We start from the raw sequence: 18,748 nt of genomic DNA on the forward strand, positions 1-18,748 counted from the left end.
CTTAAAGCTCCTGCGCGAATCGGCCTTCAAGCCTGCGGAAGGTCAGCTGTCCCCACAAAAGGACAACTGCTGACGTTACCAATGCCACCGGAACCCATAAGGACAACAAGTTGGGTGGGATGCTGGCGCTCTCGTCAGTTGTGGGCAGCCAGAACGCATAGTGGAAGGTTTCCACGGCCACGGTGATGGGGTTCAGCTGATAAATAAAGAACCAAAAATCACCCAATTTACCCTGCACCATGGTCCATGAGTACATCACCGGTGAAGCCCATGTAGCAACCATGAGGAGCATGTCCACGAAGTTTTCCGAGTCCCTGAAGTACACGTTGGCCGCACCGAAGAGCAGGCCCAGTCCCGTAGCCAGCAGAGCAACAATGATGAACCCCATCACCGCTGCAGCCACTTGCAATAGCGACGGGTGCCAGCCACTAAACAGACAGGCCACGAGCAGGATCAATAGCTGCGGGAAGAAGTGAACGGCTGAGACCCATACCGAGGCAACTGGGAACAGCTGCCGCGGAAGGTAGATTTTCTTGATTAACCCGCCATTTCCCACGATAGAGCGGGACGCGTTTCCCAGGGCTTCGGTGAAGAAGTTGATCAGAACAATGCCCGAGAACAAGTAGATCGCATAGTTGGGCAACCCCGACTTGTTCGCCGGACTTTGTTCCAACCCCATGAAAACACCGAGCGCCACGTAGAACACCACAAACTGAACACCGGGCTTTACATAAGACCACAACAGGCCCAAGACAGAACCGCGGTAACGGACTTTCAGCTCCTTGCGGACCAAAAGCTTCAAGAGGAAGCGTGCTCGCACCACATCTGCCAGTCCGCCACTGACACCGGGGCGTACTAGCTCACTGTTCGATTGCGTCATGTGTGGCTATTTCCCGCTTTTTTCACTATGGGCAGCAAAGGTCTTTTCCCACGCCTCAATAGAGGTGATCTCGCGCAGGGCATTCTTGTACTGCGTGCTCAGCTTGTGCCAGTCCCGCAACAGGGCAGCATGCAGCTTGGCACTTTCCGCCATCATCTTGCGCAACTGCTTGGGGTCGCGCTTGTACCAGGAGGCACCAGTTCCTTCGGCGTTGGACACCACTGCCGAATCGTACTGGGACATACGCCACCAGCGGTTGTCCTGGTGGGCCACGTTGGTCTGGGGGCGTTCCTTGCTTGAGCCGGACACCGGCAGCGACAGCTGGCGGATCACGGTCTTGGCAGCCCAGGGCAACAGGCCAACGTATGACGGCGGGGTGACACCCTGTCCGCGCTTGGGCGGCTTGTCCATCTTCGGTGCCGGGTAGGAGTCGGGGTCGGCGGAGAACTGTGAGTCGGTAAAGCCGCTCATCATGGAGCGGATTTCCGGCAGTTTGCCCGGCAGCAGGCTGTGCAGCTGGTCTGGGCCATTCAGCAGGTCGCGCAGTGCCATGATGCGGCCCTGGGCAGTGGCATACTGCATGGACACCAGGTGCTTCACGTCGAAGGCGTACGACTGGCGCACCACCTTGCCGCCAAACTCGTAGGGACTGTGGATCAGGGCTGCAATGAAACGGTTGCGGGCATGGAAGTACGCCTGCCAGCCAACTAGGTCGTCCTTGTCGATCCAGGAAACGTGCCACACTGCTGCACCAGGCATGGACACCGTGGGGTAACCTGCGGCCTTGGCACGCAGGCCGTATTCGGCGTCGTCCCACTTGATGAAGACGGGCAGCGACAGGCCGATTTCGCGGATCACCTGGGTGGGGATCATGCACATCCACCAGCCGTTGTAGTCCACGTCTACGCGGCGGTGCATCCAGCCGGTGTGGCGCAGGTTTGAGCCCACGAAGTCGTGGCCCAGGGTCATCTCACCGCTGGGTAGGTCGGGCTGGAAGGCGTACGGGTTGACGACCTCGCCGAAGGTGTGAAGAACGGTGCGGTTGTAGAGGTCGAACATGTGCCCGCCCACGATGGTGGGCGTCTTGCACAGATCGGCGAACGTCAGCAGCCGAATGATGCTCTCCGGTTCAACCACGACGTCATCATCCATCAAAAGGGCGTAGTCGCTACCGTTTTGAACGGCCTCGTACATGCCGCGAGCAAAGCCGCCCGAGCCGCCCAGGTTGTCCTGGTTGATGATGCGCAGCTTGCCGGCGAGGGCTTGTGCCACCTCGGCAAACCCTTCGGCATCTGCGACCTTCTGGGTTCCCTGGTCCACCAGGATCAGTTCCTTGACGTGTTCCAGTGCCTGCGGGTCCTCCGAGAGGAGGCGCAGGTTGTTGATGCAGAAGTCAGTCTTGTTGAGCGTGGTGATTTCCAGCGTGATGGTGCCGGGTGTCCGCGCCTCGCCTTCGGACTGCCATTCGGCGCCCTTGAGTACCAGCGGCGCAGATCCCGCAACGAGATCAAACCAGTACCATCCACCGTCGCCAAACGGTTTCAGTGAAAGGTCAAAGTTGCTGACTGCATCGCCTTCAACGCGGACGGAGTCTACGCGCTGCAGCGCGCCGCGGGCGTTCGACTTGTAGACGATCACCGCGCCGACTCCAGATGTGGCTACGGTGAGCCGGACGCTGTCCACAGTGGTCCAGCGGCGCCAGTAGCTTGCCGGGAAGGCATTGAAGTACGTTCCAAAGGAAACTCGCTCGCCGGGGCGGACCGAGGTTGAATAACGAGACAGGAAGTCTTCAACGTGGACTTCCTTGCTGGGGGCGCTCACTGTCTGGGACGTCTGAGCATCTCGCATGGTGTTGCCGGCTCCCACGGTAGGGATCTGCACCCCCATGGCACTTCCGGTGTCCATGTAAAGAGGCGCCGTGTCCATCTGACTCTGCTCCGGCAGTATTACCCGCTGGAGTGTGCGCCACTGCTGGGCCTCGGGTGCCGCCGTCGTACTTTCCAAACTCTCAGTTACGCTCACGCGTCAACTCCTCCGCTTTGCAGCTTCGCACCGCCGGTGAAGTGCGGCTTGATCTTGTTGTCGTACATGTTCAGGGCCGAACCGATGGCCATGTGCATGTCGAGGTACTTGTAGGTGCCCAGGCGTCCGCCGAAGAGGACGTCCTTTTCGCCGCGGGCCAGGTCGCGGTAGGCCAGCAGCTTACTGCGGTCATCGCTTGTGTTCACGGGGTAGTACGGCTCGTCGCCCTTCTCGGCGAAGCGGGAGAACTCGCGCATGATGACCGTGGCGTCCTTGGTGTAGGAGCGCTCCGGGTGGAAGTGCCGGAACTCGTGGATGCGCGTGAACTTCTGCTCCTCATCCGGGTAGTTCATGACCGAGCAGCCCTGGAAGTCCTCAATGGGGAGAACTTCCTGCTCCAGATCAATGGTGCGCCAGGACAGATCGCCCTCCGCGTAGTCAAAGTAGCGGTCCACGGCGCCGGTGTAGATGACCGGGACCTGGCCGGTGACAGCCTTGCGGCCGTACACGCCGTCGTCAAAGAAGTCAGTGTTCAGCACGACTTCAATGTTCGGGTGGTCCGCCATACGCTCGATCCACGCAGTGTAGCCGTCTACCGGCAGGCCCTCGTGGGTGTCGGAGAAGTAGCGGTTGTCATAGTTGTAACGGACAGGCAGTCGGGAGATGATCTCGGCCGGCAGGTCCTTGGGGTCCGTCTGCCACTGCTTGCCCGTGTAGTGCTTGATGAACGCCTCATACAGGGGGCGGCCAATCAGTTGGATGCCCTTGTCGTTCAGGTTCGTGGGATCCGTGCCGGCAAGCTCGCCAGCCTGCTCCTGGATCAGCGCACGCGCCTCACCCGGGCCCATGGACGAACGGAAAAACTGGTTGATGGTGCCCAAGTTGATGGGCATCTGGTAGACCTCACCCTTGTGGGAGGTGTACACCTTGTGCTGGTAGTTGGTGAACGCGGTGAAGCGGTTCACGTACTCCCACACGCGCTCGTTGGAGGTGTGGAACAGGTGCGCGCCGTAGCGGTGCACCTCAATGCCGGTCTGCGCCTCGTTCTCACTGTAGGCGTTGCCGCCAATGTGGTGGCGGCGGTCCAGGACGGCAACCTTCAGGCCCAACTCGGTGGCGGCACGTTCTGCAATGGTCAGGCCAAAGAAACCCGAACCGACGACGACTAGGTCAGCGTTCACAAACTCTCCCGTAATGCTTGGTGGCGATGTATTGGGCACAGCAGTGCCATGGTCTACCTCCCTAGGTTACCTGACCGTTATCTATGGGCCCTGCATACGTGGCAACGGTCACAGGCGCCGCCGTTTCTTCCCCCACAGCTGGCGTGTCCGCTTTCCGTCCTCACAAAGCACCATGTCCGGCCCCACCACCGCGCACCACTCTTCTAGGCTCGGAGTGAGAAGGCGGTTACGGACCGGGCTGGCAGCCCTGGCGAGTTGGCCTGGCAGGGAGGAGCGATGAGGCTGGAGATCACACTGGTGGCAGGGGCTTCTGCGGAAGATACGGGTTTTTCGGCGCAGGAGCTCAGTATCTTGTGGCCGCCCGGTGCTGCTGGGGCAGGATGCTCCGGCGTCTCTCTACGGCAGGGATTGGAATTGCAATGGCCAGGCTGTGTCTTCACAGTGGCCGGACAGTCGCTTGACACGCTGACTCCCGGAACCGCACCTTTGTGCGACGGGGCAGTGGTCGTTGCGTGGCCTGCCGGCACGGTGCCCGTAGGGGTTGAAACGCACGACGCGGCAGAATCTTCAGGCGCTGGGGCTTTGGCACTTTTGGTTGTTTGTTCAGGTCCTGCCGCTGGAACTGTCTTTGCTCTGCATCGAGGGACGTACAGTCTGGGCCGAGGGAAGTGCCGGCTGCATCTGCCGGATCCTGCTCTGTCCCGGCACCACGGAACCTTGGTGGTGGGCTCCGCACGTATCACCTTGACGGCGGCTCACGGCTCCTCGGGATTCTTACTTCATCGGCTCGCAGACGGGCCTACGGCGAGCGCCCAAGCCATCAATGACGCAGTAACTCTGGAGACCGGGCACCGCGTCAGCTGCGGGAACTCCCTTGTGGAGCTCCGACTTCCCCCACAACATCCCACCGATGCTTCACCGCTGAGCTCCTCGGTGTCCGCGCCTAATGCCTGTTCTTCTTCTGGTGCTGCTGCTAGCGGCGTGTCGACTCGAGGAGCATCCGTGACTGCAACGACCGCTGCTGCCGGCCTACTGAATCTTTCAGCCACGGAGACTATTGCCTTACCCCATCTTTCCGGGTCTTCCCGCGCTTCATTAACGATGCTGCTGACGGGGCTGCTTCCACTGTTGTTGGGCACAGCGTTGGCAGTATTTACGGGGTCACCGATGTTTCTGGCCTTCGCTGCCATGGGAGCGGTGACCGTGCTTGTCCCGCTACTTGGCGGAGGCAGACGCCGCAAGGCGTTCCGCGTCGAGGTCTCACACGCCGTTGACCGCGACACCGAGCGGGCCGAGCGGACATTTCCTGACGCCGCAACTCTCGTGTTGGAGCTCCCAAGCAGCCAACCCACCCCCACAGTTGCGGGGCCAGATTCCTCATCTCCGCTTGAGCTTGCCATTCGGGTGGGGGTTGCATCCCGTGCCGCACAAATCGCCCCGGAACCTCACGATCCGGGGTTTACTGCTCCTCGCCTGCATGCGCAGCCCTTCACCGTTCCTTTAAGCGTGGAGCCCACGACCATCGGCGGTCCCGGGGGACCAGTTCTGGCGCTGCTGAACTTCGTTTTGATGCAACTTGATGCGGCCGCTATCCCAGTGGTTTTGTGGGGTCCGGCGGACAGCCTTCCATGGGCTGCCCGATTCCTGCCCCACACCCGAGTCACCCTTTCCGCAGCTGCCACGCAGCAGGCGCTCGCCAGCACATCCCGGCCTGTTGGCGACGGCTCCTATGCGGCGCCTTGTGTGCTCCTCATGGTGGGGAATGTTGATAGTGCTGGAATGGCTTGGGGTTCCTGCGTCCGTACTCTCCACTTCACTGTGAACGATACCGATACTGGTCCGGCAGCTTCCTCGGAGCGAAACCTGATCATGCTCCGTGCGGATGGACCAGGTCTTGCTGCTTCGTGGGCTGGACAGGATTTCATTCCCGACGGTGTGCCGCCAAAAGTATTTGCTGGTCATGCCCGGCGTCGTGCCTGGATGGCGGCTACACAGAGGCAAGAAGCCGACGGTTCCCTCGCCGCAAATTATCTTCCATTATCCGAGGAGTGCAATGCCGCTTCCTTGACTACGGCATGGGCGCGGTCAGCGGGTGGCCCGTTGCTGCCGGTGCCCATCGGTAGGTCGTTGGCCGGACTCACATTGTTCAATTTTCAGCAGGACGGCCCGCACCTGCTTGTGGGTGGGACTACTGGTTCGGGAAAGTCGGAGTTTCTACGGACCCTGGTGGGTAGTCTTGCCGGCGCCCACTCCCCTGCTGACCTGCAGTTTGTCTTCGTTGATTTCAAGGGTGGTGCTGGGCTGGGCACCTTAGGGAAGCTGCCGCACACCAGTTCGCTGGTCACCGATCTGGGTGGCCACGGGCTGGATCGAACCTTGGCGTCGCTGCGGGCGGAGTTGCGCCGGCGCGAAGCCGCACTGTCGACAGTCGATACTGCTGACAGTGACGCCTACCGCACCCACGCTCACCTGCTGGGAAACGGCGCTTCCGGTTATGGCATGGCACACCTGGTGATAGTGATTGATGAATTCCGTGTGTTGGTGGACCAGTTCCCTGAGGCTATGGCCGAGCTCATGCGGATTGCTGCGGTGGGACGGTCTTTGGGTATTCACCTAGTTATGGCCACGCAACGGCCTCAAGGTGCGGTGAACGCCGATATTCGCGCTAACGTCACCAGTTCCATTTGTTTGCGGGTGCAATCCGGCTTTGATTCGGTCGACGTTATTGGCAGCACGGTAGCGGCAGACATCGCCGTCGCCACTCCAGGTCGTGCCTATATCAGCCGGGCGGGTGGTGGTGCTGAAGAGTTTCAAAGCGCTGTTCTGGGCTTGCCGCTCTCTGGCGCGGGACTTGTGCCGCGGGTGAAGCGCGCGGACGAAGCGGAGCTGGACAGTGGCGCTTCGGGATCATGGGCGGGATCTGCAGGTACAGCGACCGCCAGTGGAGTTGATGGAGTGGCGGAGCTGATGACGCAGGCGTGGCGCCAGGCTTGCGCGGACGACTCTGCCCTAGTTGCTGCTCCGGCCGTGGTGGCTCCCGAATTACCGAGCGAAGTGTCCCTTGCCGACGAGGGAAAGTTCATGCTCAATGACCTTTCCGAGCACCTGTCGGTGGCGGAGGCTGCGAGCGGCCCAGGAACAGTGTTACTGGGGCTGATGGATTTACCGGAACAGCAGCGCCTGAAGCCCCTAGTGTGGCTGCCTCTGCAGCATTCCCATGTGGCGTGTTTCGGGACGGCTTCGGAAACCTCCCGTGCCGTGGCTCTATTGGTGGACAGAGTTTTGTATTCCGCGGCCGACTTACCGGAGCCCACGGACGCACCGGAGTCAGATTCCTCCACGGTTCCTTTGCTGTACCTCCTCGATGCCGATGGTTCGCTTCAGGAATTCGCCACCAATTCTTGGGTGGGTAGTTATTTGACGCCTCAGCATCTGCGGGCAGCGGCGCATTTGGTCAAGCGGTTGAGGGATTCTGCCGGAACCAGCACACACCCGCTGCTGCTGTGCATCACCGATTGGGGCCGTTGGGCCTCTGCCTTCAGATCTAGCCCGTGGCACGAGGCCGAAGATGTCATTGCTGAGTTGGTCCGCTTCGGAGGAAAGAATCTGATCGTGGTGGTTGGCGGTGGACGGGAGCTGCTCACCGCTGGATTCATGGCCGCCATTCCCAACAGAATGTATTTGAGCAACGGGAGCCCTGCGGAATCCACAATGCTGTGGCCGCGCATTCCACAGTTTGCTCCGCTGCCCGGGCGGGCCGCGGTGGACGGACCCATCAACTCTGTCAATGCCGATCCGCTCACGAATAGCATGCACGTAGCGCAGCTGGGTGTGTCCACGGCGACAATGTCGGTTTCCAGAAAACCACGGCAGCTTAGAGCACACTCTTTTACGGGGCGAGCCCTGCGAGTCAGCCCCTTGCCGGAGTCCGTCTCCCCGGCACAACTCATCAAACTCGCCGAACTGAGCGGCCTTGCGGCGCTCCCTCAGACCTCTTCTGGCACTGGTGCTGGCATGTCGCTGATAATGGGGATCGGCGGGGACGGAGAAGATCCCGTGAGCGTCCGACTCGAACCTGGCACCGTACTTCCCGTGCTGGGCGGTCCACAAACAGGAAAGAGCAGCTTCCTGCGGATGCTTGCACACCTTGCCACCGCAACCTGGCTGAGCGATGTCTCGGCCGACACGTCCTTTGACACGACCAGCAAAGTGCTGCTCGCAGACAACCCCCTAACTCTGGCAGCGGAGCAGCTTCAGATCGCCAACCAATACTTAGCTGCAGGAGGTGTACTGGTAGTAGCTCTGCCCTATCCTGGGCCTGCGATGTCGCGCCTACCGCTTGAATGGGGCTTGAGGACCGCCCAACAGGGGGTGGTCCTGCGGCCGCAGCGAGCCACAGATGGGGAACTCTTCGGCGTTCGGCTAGACACTGCCGGATCAGAACCTCCCGGACGCGCCGTCTTGATCGATGCCCTACGCAGGGAGTGGTTCCAGTTCCCCTTCAGCGGGGGTTCACCAACGGCCAGCTCTGGCTAGCGTGCCTGGGTCTCTTCCTGGCGTGCCTGTGTCCAAGGTTGAGAACAGGACCAGGAAAGCTAGAGGACTTTGCCTTCGCCTTCTTGGGAGTCTTCGGCTGTTGTCCGCAGCGAGAACTCCACCACTTTGGGTGTGAACAAGAAGTAGGCAACAGCTAATGGCGGCAGTAAAAGCACCAAACCCAGGAGCACTTGGCCTTCCAAGAGTGCTGGCACGGCGATGGCCACCATGAGTAATTGCCAGACAAAGGCGGCTGACCGGGTCCAGCGAAGTCCCTTGAAAGCGTTGATCGCCACAGCTGCTAAGCCGGCGGCCAACCCCAAAAGGAGCACCGTCAAAAAGATTGAGCTCGCCAAAGAATAGCTGGGCTGTGTCAGCAGGGAGAAGATTGACCAAACACCCAGAACTCCAAGCGCCAACGCTTCCAGTCCCACCACCACGGTGACGACAAAGACTCCCAGCGGGCGGGTTACTGGGCCATTGTTGGGACTGCCATCTAGGGCTGAATCCACCGGGTCGTGGTCCTCTGGGAGGGGCAGGTCAGCTGGGGTTTGAGGATCGTTGCGCACAACAGCACCCTATCGGAGATAGCAGTAAAGTGGCCGCGAAACCCTGAGTCATTGTGACGCATCGCTCACGCTTATAGGCTACTATTTCCCCCTCAACCCCTTGTTTACCCAGAGTTAACATGACAGTCTTAAGTCAATGACCTAAAGGGGCCCAGATAGGGCCCTTTCTTATGTGGCCTAACGTGAAATTTTTCACAAGTAGCCTCCCATTCTAAAAGGAGTGATTGATCAGCATGGACTGGCGTAGTCGCGCAGCCTGCCTCGACAAGGACCCGGAGCTGTTTTTCCCAGTGGGAAACACCGGACCGGCTTTGCTGCAGATCGAGGAAGCAAAAAGCGTTTGCCGTCGCTGCCCCGTGATTGACACCTGCTTGAAGTGGGCTATCGAATCCGGACAGGACGCAGGCGTCTGGGGTGGCCTGAGTGAAGACGAGCGTCGCGCTATGAAGCGCCGCGCAGCTCGCGCCCGTCGCGCCAGCTAGTAATCGCTCCAACTGACCCGCAGCAATCTTTTGATTGCTGCGGGTCAGTTTTTTAACTCCGGATTTGGATTAGCGGAGTTCTAGCCCCGGGTTTGGACCTACTGCCGCTAAACCCGCCAGGCCGCGCCGCGATCCCAGTTCAAACTGCAGCAGATGCGACAATTACCCGATTTTTATCGCCTCAGCTGCAATCTCAACCCCGCAAATCGCATCAGCTGCAGTCTCAACCAAGACCGGCAAATCAATGCCTGCTGATCAGCGCCATCTGTAGCTCCACCACCGTGCCGCCGCCTTCGCGCGGTGCCCAATCAATGGTGCCGCCGAGTTCACTGGTGACAAGGGTCCGCACAATTTGCAGCCCCAAGCCCTCGGCGATGTTCCCTTCAGGCAACCCCACGCCGTCGTCCGCAATTTTCACGGTCAGCGCGTCATCCCCTGCACCATTCTTAAACCTGTTGGCCATCAACCAGACAGTGCCCCCACGCTCCTGCAGTCCGTGTTCAACGGCATTGGTCACCAGTTCGTTAATTACCAGCGCCAATGGGGTCGCGAAATCGCTGGGCAACTCTCCAAAAGCGCCTTCACGTTCGGTCAGCACCCGCTGCGCCGGTGAGGCCACCTCGGCGGACAGCCGGAACTGCCGGTCAATCAGCTCGTCGAAGTCAACGTTTTGCGCCAGCCCTTGGGACAGCGTTTCATGCACCAAAGCAATCGTGGCTACTCGACGCATGGCCTGCTCCAAGCCCTGCTTGCCTTCCTCGCTGTGCATCCGGCGGGATTGCATGCGCAGCAACGCGGCCACGGTCTGCAGGTTGTTCTTTACGCGGTGGTGGATCTCGCGGATGGTAGCGTCCTTGGTCACCAGCTCCTGTTCCCTCCGGCGCAGCTCCGAGACATCACGGCACAACACCAAGGCACCAAAACGTTCTGAGCCATCACGCAAGGGAATGGCCCGCAGCGACAGGCTGACGCCACGGGATTCAATTTCAGTGCGCCAGGGCATCCGCCCGGTCACCACCAGCGGCAATGATTCATCCACCATGCGCCGGTCCTTGAGCAACCCGGTGGTGACTTCCGCAAGTGAGCGGCCTTCGAGGGACTCACCATCGCCCAAGCGGCGGAACGCCGAGACACCGTTGGGGCTGGCATATTGCACAATGCCATCCACATCGAGGCGGAGCAAACCATCTCCCACACGCGGGGCTCCACGGCGGGAACCGGTGGGAGAAGCAAAATCGGGCCACAGCCCTAGGGTGCCCATCTTCAAAAGATCGTAAGCGCACTGCCGGTAAGTGAGTTCCAGCCGGGACGGCATCCGTGAGCTGGAAAGATCCATGTGCGAGGTGATGACAGCCAGAGTTCGGCCGTTGCGCACCATGGGAATGGCCTCCACCCGCATAGCCATTTCAGGACTCCAAATTTTGGTTTCCTGAGAACGCTCAATATTTTGACTCTTCCACGCTGCCTGGACCAGCGGCTCGAGTTCGGGTTGGATCCGCTCCCCCACAAAGTCTGCGTGGAACATGGTGTGGGAGGTGGAAGGGCGCACATGGGCCAGCGCCACATGACCCTCGCCCGTTTTAGCCGGGAACCACAAAACGAGGTCGGCGAAGGAGAGATCGGCAATCATCTGCCAGTCCCCCACCAAAAGGTGCAGCCATTCGGCGTCGCCCGGGCCCAACCCGGGATTCTCCCTGATCATGTCGGCAAAGATTGCCATGCGGGCTCCTTTAAACGTGGGTGGCGACGCCCGCTGCGAACAGCGGGCGCCGCACTAACTAATGCATCTGTACGGCTACATCCACAAGGGACGCAATGCACTGATGAGGTGCGGCAGACTAACGCCGCACAATTGAACGCAAGAGCCTCAATGCTACCGACAACGAAGCCATATCATCCTCTTCCAGCTCGTTGACCTCGGCAAACATCCTAATGGCCCGCTCCAACTGCTCCGCATTCTGCGCTTCCCAGGCCTCAATTCGAGCCATGGTGGCGGCCTCAGGCTCGGTGCTGCTCATGACGTTGCGCGTCATATCAGCCGTGGTCGCGTAGAGGTCATCGCGCAGAGCGGCACGGGCCAAAGCCTGCCACCGATCATTACGCGGCAGCGCAGTGATGCGTTCCAGCAAGGCATCCACACCGTAGCGGTTGTAGATGGCGTAGTAAACGCTGGCGACGGTGTCCTGGGGTTCACCCAGAGCCTCGCTAACCTTGGCCACATCCAACAGCGGGAAGGTCTCAAAGAGCTCCGCCCAGCGGCGCCCCAACGCCTCCGGCATCTCAAAGGAGGTGGCACGGTTGTACCAATTCTCCACACGATCCACGTCAACGCCTTGGAAGAAGTCACCCATGCGGGGTGCCAAACTGCTCACCACCGGTTGGAAGCGGTTCACCACTTCCTGAATGCTCTGCTGCCCGATCCCGTCGTTGACCAGCCAGCGCACCGCACGGTCCAGCAGTCGGCGCATGTCCAGGTGCACTGTGCTCCACTGTTCCGTGGGGAAGCTGGGCGGCAGCTCCCGCAGCATGGTGGCCATGGTCTTGAAATCAAAAATCTCGTGCAGGGCCACAAAAGCCTTGGCAACCACCACTTCGCTGGCAGAGGATTCCTCCATGGCCCGGAAGGCAAAGGTGATGCCGCCCACGTTCACCATGTCATTGGCCACTACCGTGGCAATGATTTCCCGGCGCAGAGGGTGCGTATCCAGCTCCTCATCAAAGCGTTGGGCCAACTCTGTAGGGAAGTAGCTGCGCAGGGTTGACTTGAACCACGGGTCATCCGCCAGGTCGCTACTGCTCAGGGCCTTGGCCAGCTCCATCTTGGCGTACGCCAGCAGCACGGCAAGTTCCGGGGAAGTCAGCCCCTGCCCGGAGGCGAGCCGTTCCTGCAGCTCCGCATTGCTGGGGAGCGCTTCAAGCTCACGGTCGAGGTCGGCGTGCTCTTCCAGCCAGTTCATGAACCGTTCGTAGCTGGGGCTCCACTGAACCACCTTGGTTCGATCATTGAGCAGCAGAATGTTCTGCTCAATGTTGTCCTCGAGGACCAACTGCCCAATTTCATCCGTCATGGACATCAGGAAACCTGTGCGGTCTGCCGGGTCCAGCTTGCCGGCGACCACCATGCGATCCACGAAGATCTTGATATTCACTTCATGATCGGAGCAATCCACACCCGCCGAGTTATCAATGGCGTCCGTGTTCAAGATGACCCCGTGCAAGGCTGCCTCCACCCGGCCACGCTGGGTCATGCCCAGGTTTCCACCCTCGCCGATGATCTTTACGCGCAGATCAGCACCGTCGACACGAATGGGATCGTTGGCTTTGTCTCCTACCGAGGCATTAGTTTCGGTGCTGGCCTTGATGTAGGTGCCGATGCCGCCGTTGTAGAGCAGATCGGTGGGCGCCAACAACACAGCCTGCAGTAGTTCTGGCGGGCTGAGCTTCACGGTTCCTGCGGGCAGACCCAACGCCACGGCTACTTCCGGGGAGATCGGGATGGATTTCAGTGAGCGTGAGAACACGCCGCCACCGGCGCTGATGAGGTCCTTGTTGTAGTCCTGCCAGGACGATCTCGGCAGATCGTACAGGCGCTGGCGCTCATCAAAGGCCGCCCCTGCGTCAGGGGTGGGGTCAAGGAAGATGTCGCGGTGGTCAAAGGCCGCCACGAGGCGCACGTGGCGGGTGCGCAGCATGCCGTTGCCGAACACGTCTCCGGACATATCGCCCACGCCCACGGCTGTGAACTCTTGGGTCTGGGTGTCCACGCCGAACTCGCTGAAGTGCCGCTTGACGGACTCCCACGCACCGCGGGCGGTGATGCCCATGGCCTTGTGGTCGTAGCCCACCGAGCCGCCCGAGGCGAAGGCGTCGCCCAGCCAGAAGCCGTACTCGGCGGAGATGGCGTTAGCCGTGTCGGAGAAGGACGCGGTGCCCTTGTCGGCGGCGACCACCATGTAGGTGTCGTCGGCGTCGTGGCGGACCACGTTCTCCGGCGGCACCACCACCTCGCCGTCGGGGGTTGCCACCAGGTTGTCGGTGACATCCAGCAGGCCCCGGATGAAGGTCTTGTAGCTTTCGCGGCCTTCCTCGATCCAGGCGCCGCGGTCAACGGCCGGGTTGGGGAGCTGTTTGGCGAAGAAGCCGCCCTTGGCGCCGGTGGGCACAATGACGGCGTTCTTGACCGTTTGTGCCTTGACCAGGCCCAGCACCTCGGTGCGGAAATCCTCACGACGATCGGACCAGCGCAGTCCGCCACGGGCCACCTTGCCAAAGCGCAGATGCGTGCCTTCCACGCGGGGGGAATATACCCAGATCTCGAACATGGGCTTCGGTGCGGGTAGGCCAGCGATGGCTCCCGGATCCAGCTTCAGGCTCAGGTATTCACGCTCCCGGTAGTGGTTGGTGCGCAGCGTGGCATCAACCAAGTTGGTGAAGGTGCGCAGGACCCTATCGGCGTCCAGGGTCGGCACGTTTTCCAGCGCTTCGTTGAGCTTGGCGTGGATCGCCTCCTGCAGGGCCGGACGCGCCAGCTCATCAACAGCGGGATCGAAACGAGCCTCAAACAGCTCCACCAGGCCGCGCGTCACCGCAACGTTGTGCAGGAGAGTGTTGGCAATGAAGCCAAAGGAGTTGGTGTTACCCATCTGGCGCATGTACTTGGCATAGGCGCGCAGAATGACGATCTGGCGCGAGTGCATGCCCTCGGTCAGGACCAGCTGGTCAAAGTTATCCGACTCGCTCAGGCCCGTAATTGCGGCACCAAACGCCTCGGTGAGTAGATCCGCCGTCGTCAATGGGTTTACACCCTTGGGATACCGCAGGCCCAGATCGTAGAGGAAGAAGTCACGTTTGTCGGCGGTTTCAATTTCGAAGGGCCGTTCATCGAGCACCTCCAGCCCCAGGTTGTGGAAGTACGGGAGGATCTTGCTCAGGCTTTGCGGGTGTGCCATGTACAGCTTGACGCGAGCGTCCTCTTCCAGCTCGTCGATACCGGCGGGCAGGTAGACGTGCATGCCGGGAGCGCACTGATCCGGGCCCTTCCCGGCCGCAATGACAGCCTTGTAAGCGGCGTCAAATTCCTCAAAGCGGGCAATGTCCGCCTGGGCATCCTCCACCTCAAAATCAACCCGGTAACTGTTCGGGAACGCGTCGGACCACTTGGGCACTAACCGCTCCGCTACGTCCCGCGGTTGGGATTCGCGCAGCACCTGGGCAACACCTTCGGGCCATGACCGGGCCGCCCGTACCAGCCGCTGCTCCAGCTCAGCGGTCTGCAGATCGGCCGGGACCATGTAGGCCTTAGGCAGGCGGATGCGGAAGAACAGACGGGCCAGCGAGGACTCGCTCATGCGCGCCTCAAAATCGATGGACACGCCGCTGAAGGTGTCCATGAGCTCTTGCTCGATGCGGTGCCGCACGGCGGTGGTGTAGCGGTCACGCGGAATGTAGATCAGCGCCGACATGAAGCGGCCGTAGATGTCCGGGCGCAGGAACAACCGTGTCCGACGGCGTTCGGCCAGCCTCAGGATTCCTTCCGAGATCTCGATCAGATCTGAGACTTCCATTTGGAACAGTTCATCGCGAGGGTAGGTCTCCAGGACAGCAAACAGGTCCTTGCCCGAGTGCGAATTCGGCGGGAAGCCAAAGTGCCGCAGTACGGCTTCAACCTTCTCCCGGACCACCGGGATATTGCGCACAGAACCGGTGTAAACGGCGGAGGAGAACAGCCCGATGAAGCGCTGTTCGCCATTGACGTTGCCCTGAGAGTCAAAGGACTTGACGCCAATGTAATCGAGGTAGGCACCGCGGTGAACGGTGGAGCGGGAGTTGGCCTTGGTGATGACCAGAACACGCTTCTCGCGGGCTTTGCGCCGACCGGTGGTGGTCAGATGTTGCACGGTGGGGTGGCTGGAACCGTCCCGCAACAGGCCCAAGCCGCTGCCTTCACGGTTGACCAGCACGTCCTCACCGTCACGCTTTTCAAGATCGTATTCGCGGTAGCCCAGGAAGGTGAAGTTGTCCGCTTCCATCCAGTGCAGCAGGTCCTCTGCTTCACGCAGGTCCACTAAATCTTCGCCGGCCAACACGGTGGCCAGAATTTCTGCCCGGCTCAGCGCCTTCTCGCGCATGGCGGACCAGTCTTCCACGGCGGCGCGCACGTTGCCGAGTACCTTGGCAAGGCCGGCGTAGAGCGCCAACTTGGCGTCGTCGTCGATCTTGGGGATTTCAATGGCGATCCACGACTCAAGGAAGGAGGTGTTGTCCCCGTCGCCGAGCAGGTGGGCGATGTTGGGCATGGCGGAGGTGTCGCCGCTGGCGATGCCTGCGTGGGAGGGGACCTTGGTGACGGCGGTCAGCGTGTGGGTTTTCTTATCCCGGGAGATCACAAATACGGGGTGTGTCACCAAGTGGATGGCCAGTTTTTGGCGCACAAGTTCAGCGCTGACGGAGTCAACCAAAAACGGCATGTCATCGGAAACGATGTACACCACGCTGGCGTCGCGTTCATCGCGGATGTCCACAGTGGACTGTCCGGGGGTTCGAATAGCCGCCACCTGCTGGTGGAGCAGGGCCCGGGCTTTGAGCACAGCAGGACCGTAGAGATCTGCGTCCTCGACCGACAGTTGCACAAAGTAGTCATCAAAGAATGACTGCCCGCCGAACCGTGGTTGCTCCTGCACGGGATCGTGAGTGAATGTGTGCGATGACATGTATTAGCGCCTCCGTCAAAGAGATAAGACCGCTTCTTTGCAGTCCTGAACTGAGCCTATCCCCGATTTTAGAGCTCTGCTGTGGCGCTTGCTACAGCAACTTGTGGCTTCTGTTGGACAGCTGCACAATCGATCTCGCGGATGGCCTTGCGCAGCGGTGCGTCCGGGGCGATCTCCAAGAGGAGCCGCCCTTCCAATAGCGCACGGTCACATAAGTCCGGGTCCCACGGCAGGAAGTGACGGATGGGCAGGGACGGCCCAAACCGTTCCCACGCCTGAGCCAAAGCCTTCTCCGGAGCCCGGCCCGCGGCTTTGCGGCGCACTTTGTTCACCACCACTTCTACCCGGGTGACCGGAAAGGCCTCCTGGAGTTCATTCATGCCGCGGATCAGCCGCGGAATACCCACCGGGTCCCCACTGCCCACCGCATAAATAATGTCGGCCTCGGCTAGTACGGCCAGCGTTGCTGCATTGCGTCTCGGGGCGATGGTGTCGTAGCTGAGCTCTTCATCGTTCTCGAGTGAGAAGCCACAATCGACCACCACCAGCTGGGCCGATTCCCGCGCCCGCTGTAGCACCCTGGCTACGGCCGCCGCCCGCAGCTCCGGCCAGCGGTCGGCCCTGGTCAGACCTGTCAGCAGCGAGAAGGATCCGCCCGAAAACACCACCTTCGTGGTGATGGCCGCGAATTGGGCCGCCGACAAAGACCCCTGATCGGCGGCCCGGCAAGCCTGTGCGAACGACGCCGACTCTTCCAGCAACCCCAATGCAGCAGCAATGCTGGCACCGTAGCTATCGGCGTCAATCACCATCACACTCATGCCGGTCGCGGCCTGTTCCGCCGCCAGATTGATGGCCACGGTAGTACGTCCGGGTGATCCGATGGGACCCCATACTGCCACCAGTGTGCTGCTGCCAGGGAGTGCATCTTTGTCAGTTATGGGCGCCGGGGATTTTGCTTGCGAGGGTTCCCTAGCTGCTCTGGCTGCTTTGGCTGCTGGTTTCTGGCCCTCCGCTGCCTTAGCTTGGTGATGAAAACGCTGCCGGGTCCGAGCCCACAAACTTGCAGGGGCACCCGCCGCTGCCAGCTCGGGTCTGCTGCGCGGCGGCCTGTCTTGGATGTCATCCGACTGACCGTCAACTCCAGCGGTCGGACCGCTGGTGCCGTCCGGAGCGGCACCCTGCTCGGAGCCGCCGGAGCTTGCGGCAGTCGGGGACACGTCGTCGTACGGGTCTTGGCGGAAGTTTCCACCGGATGCGACACGGCCATCGGGCACAGTGGGCACAGCGTATCCGGCGGCATCCAGCCACCTGCGGGACTGCACTGCGGACACAACAACCTGGCTCAGCAGCTCCGGCGTAGCCTGCTCCGACACAGGGACCGCTCCCAAGCCTCGCAGACGCTGCGCTTCGGTCTCCGTAGCGGCAATGGCCACGACACTGACGCCGACAGCAGCCAACCGATCCACCAAAGTGGCGCTCAATTCATCGGCGCCGCCAGCCACTACGGCTGCCTGAGCCAGCCCGTTCTGACAAGCGGCCAGCAGTTCGGCAAGCTCTGGGCAACGGCGCACAATCCGTAAAGTGCCGGTCCTCTTGGCCAGTTCCGCAATCACGCCGGACGGGGTGTCTCCCACGGCAACCACCGTCACTGGATTCACAGGACTAGTGGGGCCGCCCGCCGCTGAGCTCATTGGGCTGCCCCGGGATTCCACACCACCGAGACCTTGGCTTTGTTGGCCACGGCACCGAGGAACTTGGGCATCTGGGCGTCAGTCACCAGCACCATGAGCGCCATATTCTTGCTGGCACCCAAGGTCCCGGACGCCGCACTCAGGGAAGCTACTTCGGCTCCGGGCAGCATCAGGACTGGCTCAACAAAACCATTACGATCATCCGGCAGCGCCACCCAGACATCGACATAGGCGCCCACCACCACTTCTTTGGGGAGCGGCTCAGTAATAGTGATCGGGGCCGGTTTGCGATCCAGTGCGTCGATCCGGCCAATGCTAGTGCGGGAGACGAGCTCGCCCTTGGGGACCATGCGAACAGCGACGGCATTTACATCCAATTCATCGGTGGGATCAAGATACTTTCCATCCACGTCTCCGAGCTGGACCTGCACCACGGTGAAGGACTCCGCGGTGATCTTCTGGCCCACCACGAGCGCATCTTTGGCCGCATACATGGGGACTGTGCTGTCGGCGTTGCCCACCAAGGCAACCACCCCGGCCACCGATGCCAGTACCAGCAAAATGCCAATGAGCAGCCGTGGGTCCTTCCACGACGGCTTGCTCAACCGTGGCGCCGGTCCCGACGTCTCCATCGCCATAGCTCCGCCCCCTTCAGGACCGTGCCAGCAGCTGTG

At 61.0% G+C, this 18,748-nt stretch carries 10 protein-coding genes; 2 read left to right on the plus strand and 8 right to left on the minus strand.

What is annotated here, in order from left to right:
* Position 1: 1 nt before the first annotated feature.
* The 3 genes from AB0O97_RS07400 to glf form a co-directional block, all read right to left on the minus strand.
* Positions 2 to 880: an ABC transporter permease gene (locus AB0O97_RS07400; protein WP_363881378.1), complete on the minus strand. Its 879-nt coding sequence runs from the start codon at positions 878 to 880 to the stop codon at positions 2 to 4.
* Between the two features lie 6 nt (positions 881 to 886).
* Positions 887 to 2,806 (minus strand): glycosyltransferase, encoded by a 1,920-nt coding sequence (locus AB0O97_RS07405; protein ID WP_363881466.1) that lies wholly within the window; start codon positions 2,804 to 2,806, stop codon positions 887 to 889.
* Between the two features lie 92 nt (positions 2,807 to 2,898).
* Entirely contained in the window at positions 2,899 to 4,083 is a 1,185-nt protein-coding gene (gene glf, locus AB0O97_RS07410) for a UDP-galactopyranose mutase (RefSeq protein WP_363881380.1), read from the minus strand.
* A gap of 276 nt (positions 4,084 to 4,359) precedes the next feature.
* Here glf and AB0O97_RS07415 point away from each other — a divergent pair, with 276 nt between their 5' ends.
* Positions 4,360 to 8,619, plus strand: a complete 4,260-nt coding sequence (locus tag AB0O97_RS07415) for an FtsK/SpoIIIE domain-containing protein (protein ID WP_363881382.1) — start codon at positions 4,360 to 4,362, stop codon at positions 8,617 to 8,619.
* Between the two features lie 59 nt (positions 8,620 to 8,678).
* Here the strand turns inward: AB0O97_RS07415 and AB0O97_RS07420 are convergent, their stop codons facing one another.
* Positions 8,679 to 9,188 (minus strand): hypothetical protein, encoded by a 510-nt coding sequence (locus AB0O97_RS07420; protein WP_363881384.1) that lies wholly within the window; start codon positions 9,186 to 9,188, stop codon positions 8,679 to 8,681.
* A 233-nt stretch (positions 9,189 to 9,421) separates the two neighbouring features.
* Between AB0O97_RS07420 and AB0O97_RS07425 the strand changes: the two genes are divergently transcribed.
* Positions 9,422 to 9,670, plus strand: a complete 249-nt coding sequence (locus tag AB0O97_RS07425; protein ID WP_038469266.1) for a WhiB family transcriptional regulator — start codon at positions 9,422 to 9,424, stop codon at positions 9,668 to 9,670.
* 241 nt (positions 9,671 to 9,911) lie between these two features.
* Here AB0O97_RS07425 and AB0O97_RS07430 read toward each other — a convergent pair whose 3' ends face one another.
* From AB0O97_RS07430 to AB0O97_RS07445, 4 genes are all read right to left on the minus strand, one after another.
* The gene (locus tag AB0O97_RS07430; protein WP_363881386.1) at positions 9,912 to 11,390 is read right to left on the minus strand and encodes a histidine kinase N-terminal domain-containing protein; all 1,479 of its coding nucleotides are present in this window, start codon (positions 11,388 to 11,390) and stop codon (positions 9,912 to 9,914) included.
* 118 nt (positions 11,391 to 11,508) lie between these two features.
* Positions 11,509 to 16,380, minus strand: coding sequence for an NAD-glutamate dehydrogenase (locus tag AB0O97_RS07435; RefSeq protein ID WP_363881388.1), 4,872 nt, complete (start codon positions 16,378 to 16,380; stop codon positions 11,509 to 11,511).
* A 68-nt stretch (positions 16,381 to 16,448) separates the two neighbouring features.
* The gene (locus AB0O97_RS07440) at positions 16,449 to 18,041 is read right to left on the minus strand and encodes a chromosome partitioning protein (RefSeq protein ID WP_363881390.1); all 1,593 of its coding nucleotides are present in this window, start codon (positions 18,039 to 18,041) and stop codon (positions 16,449 to 16,451) included.
* Positions 18,042 to 18,070: 29 nt separating this feature from the next.
* Entirely contained in the window at positions 18,071 to 18,712 is a 642-nt protein-coding gene (locus AB0O97_RS07445) for an SAF domain-containing protein (protein WP_363881392.1), read from the minus strand.
* Positions 18,713 to 18,748 lie beyond the last annotated feature (36 nt).

The sequence above is a fragment of the Specibacter sp. NPDC078692 genome, assembly GCF_040686835.1.
Taxonomy (GTDB): Bacteria; Actinomycetota; Actinomycetes; order Actinomycetales; family Micrococcaceae; genus Specibacter.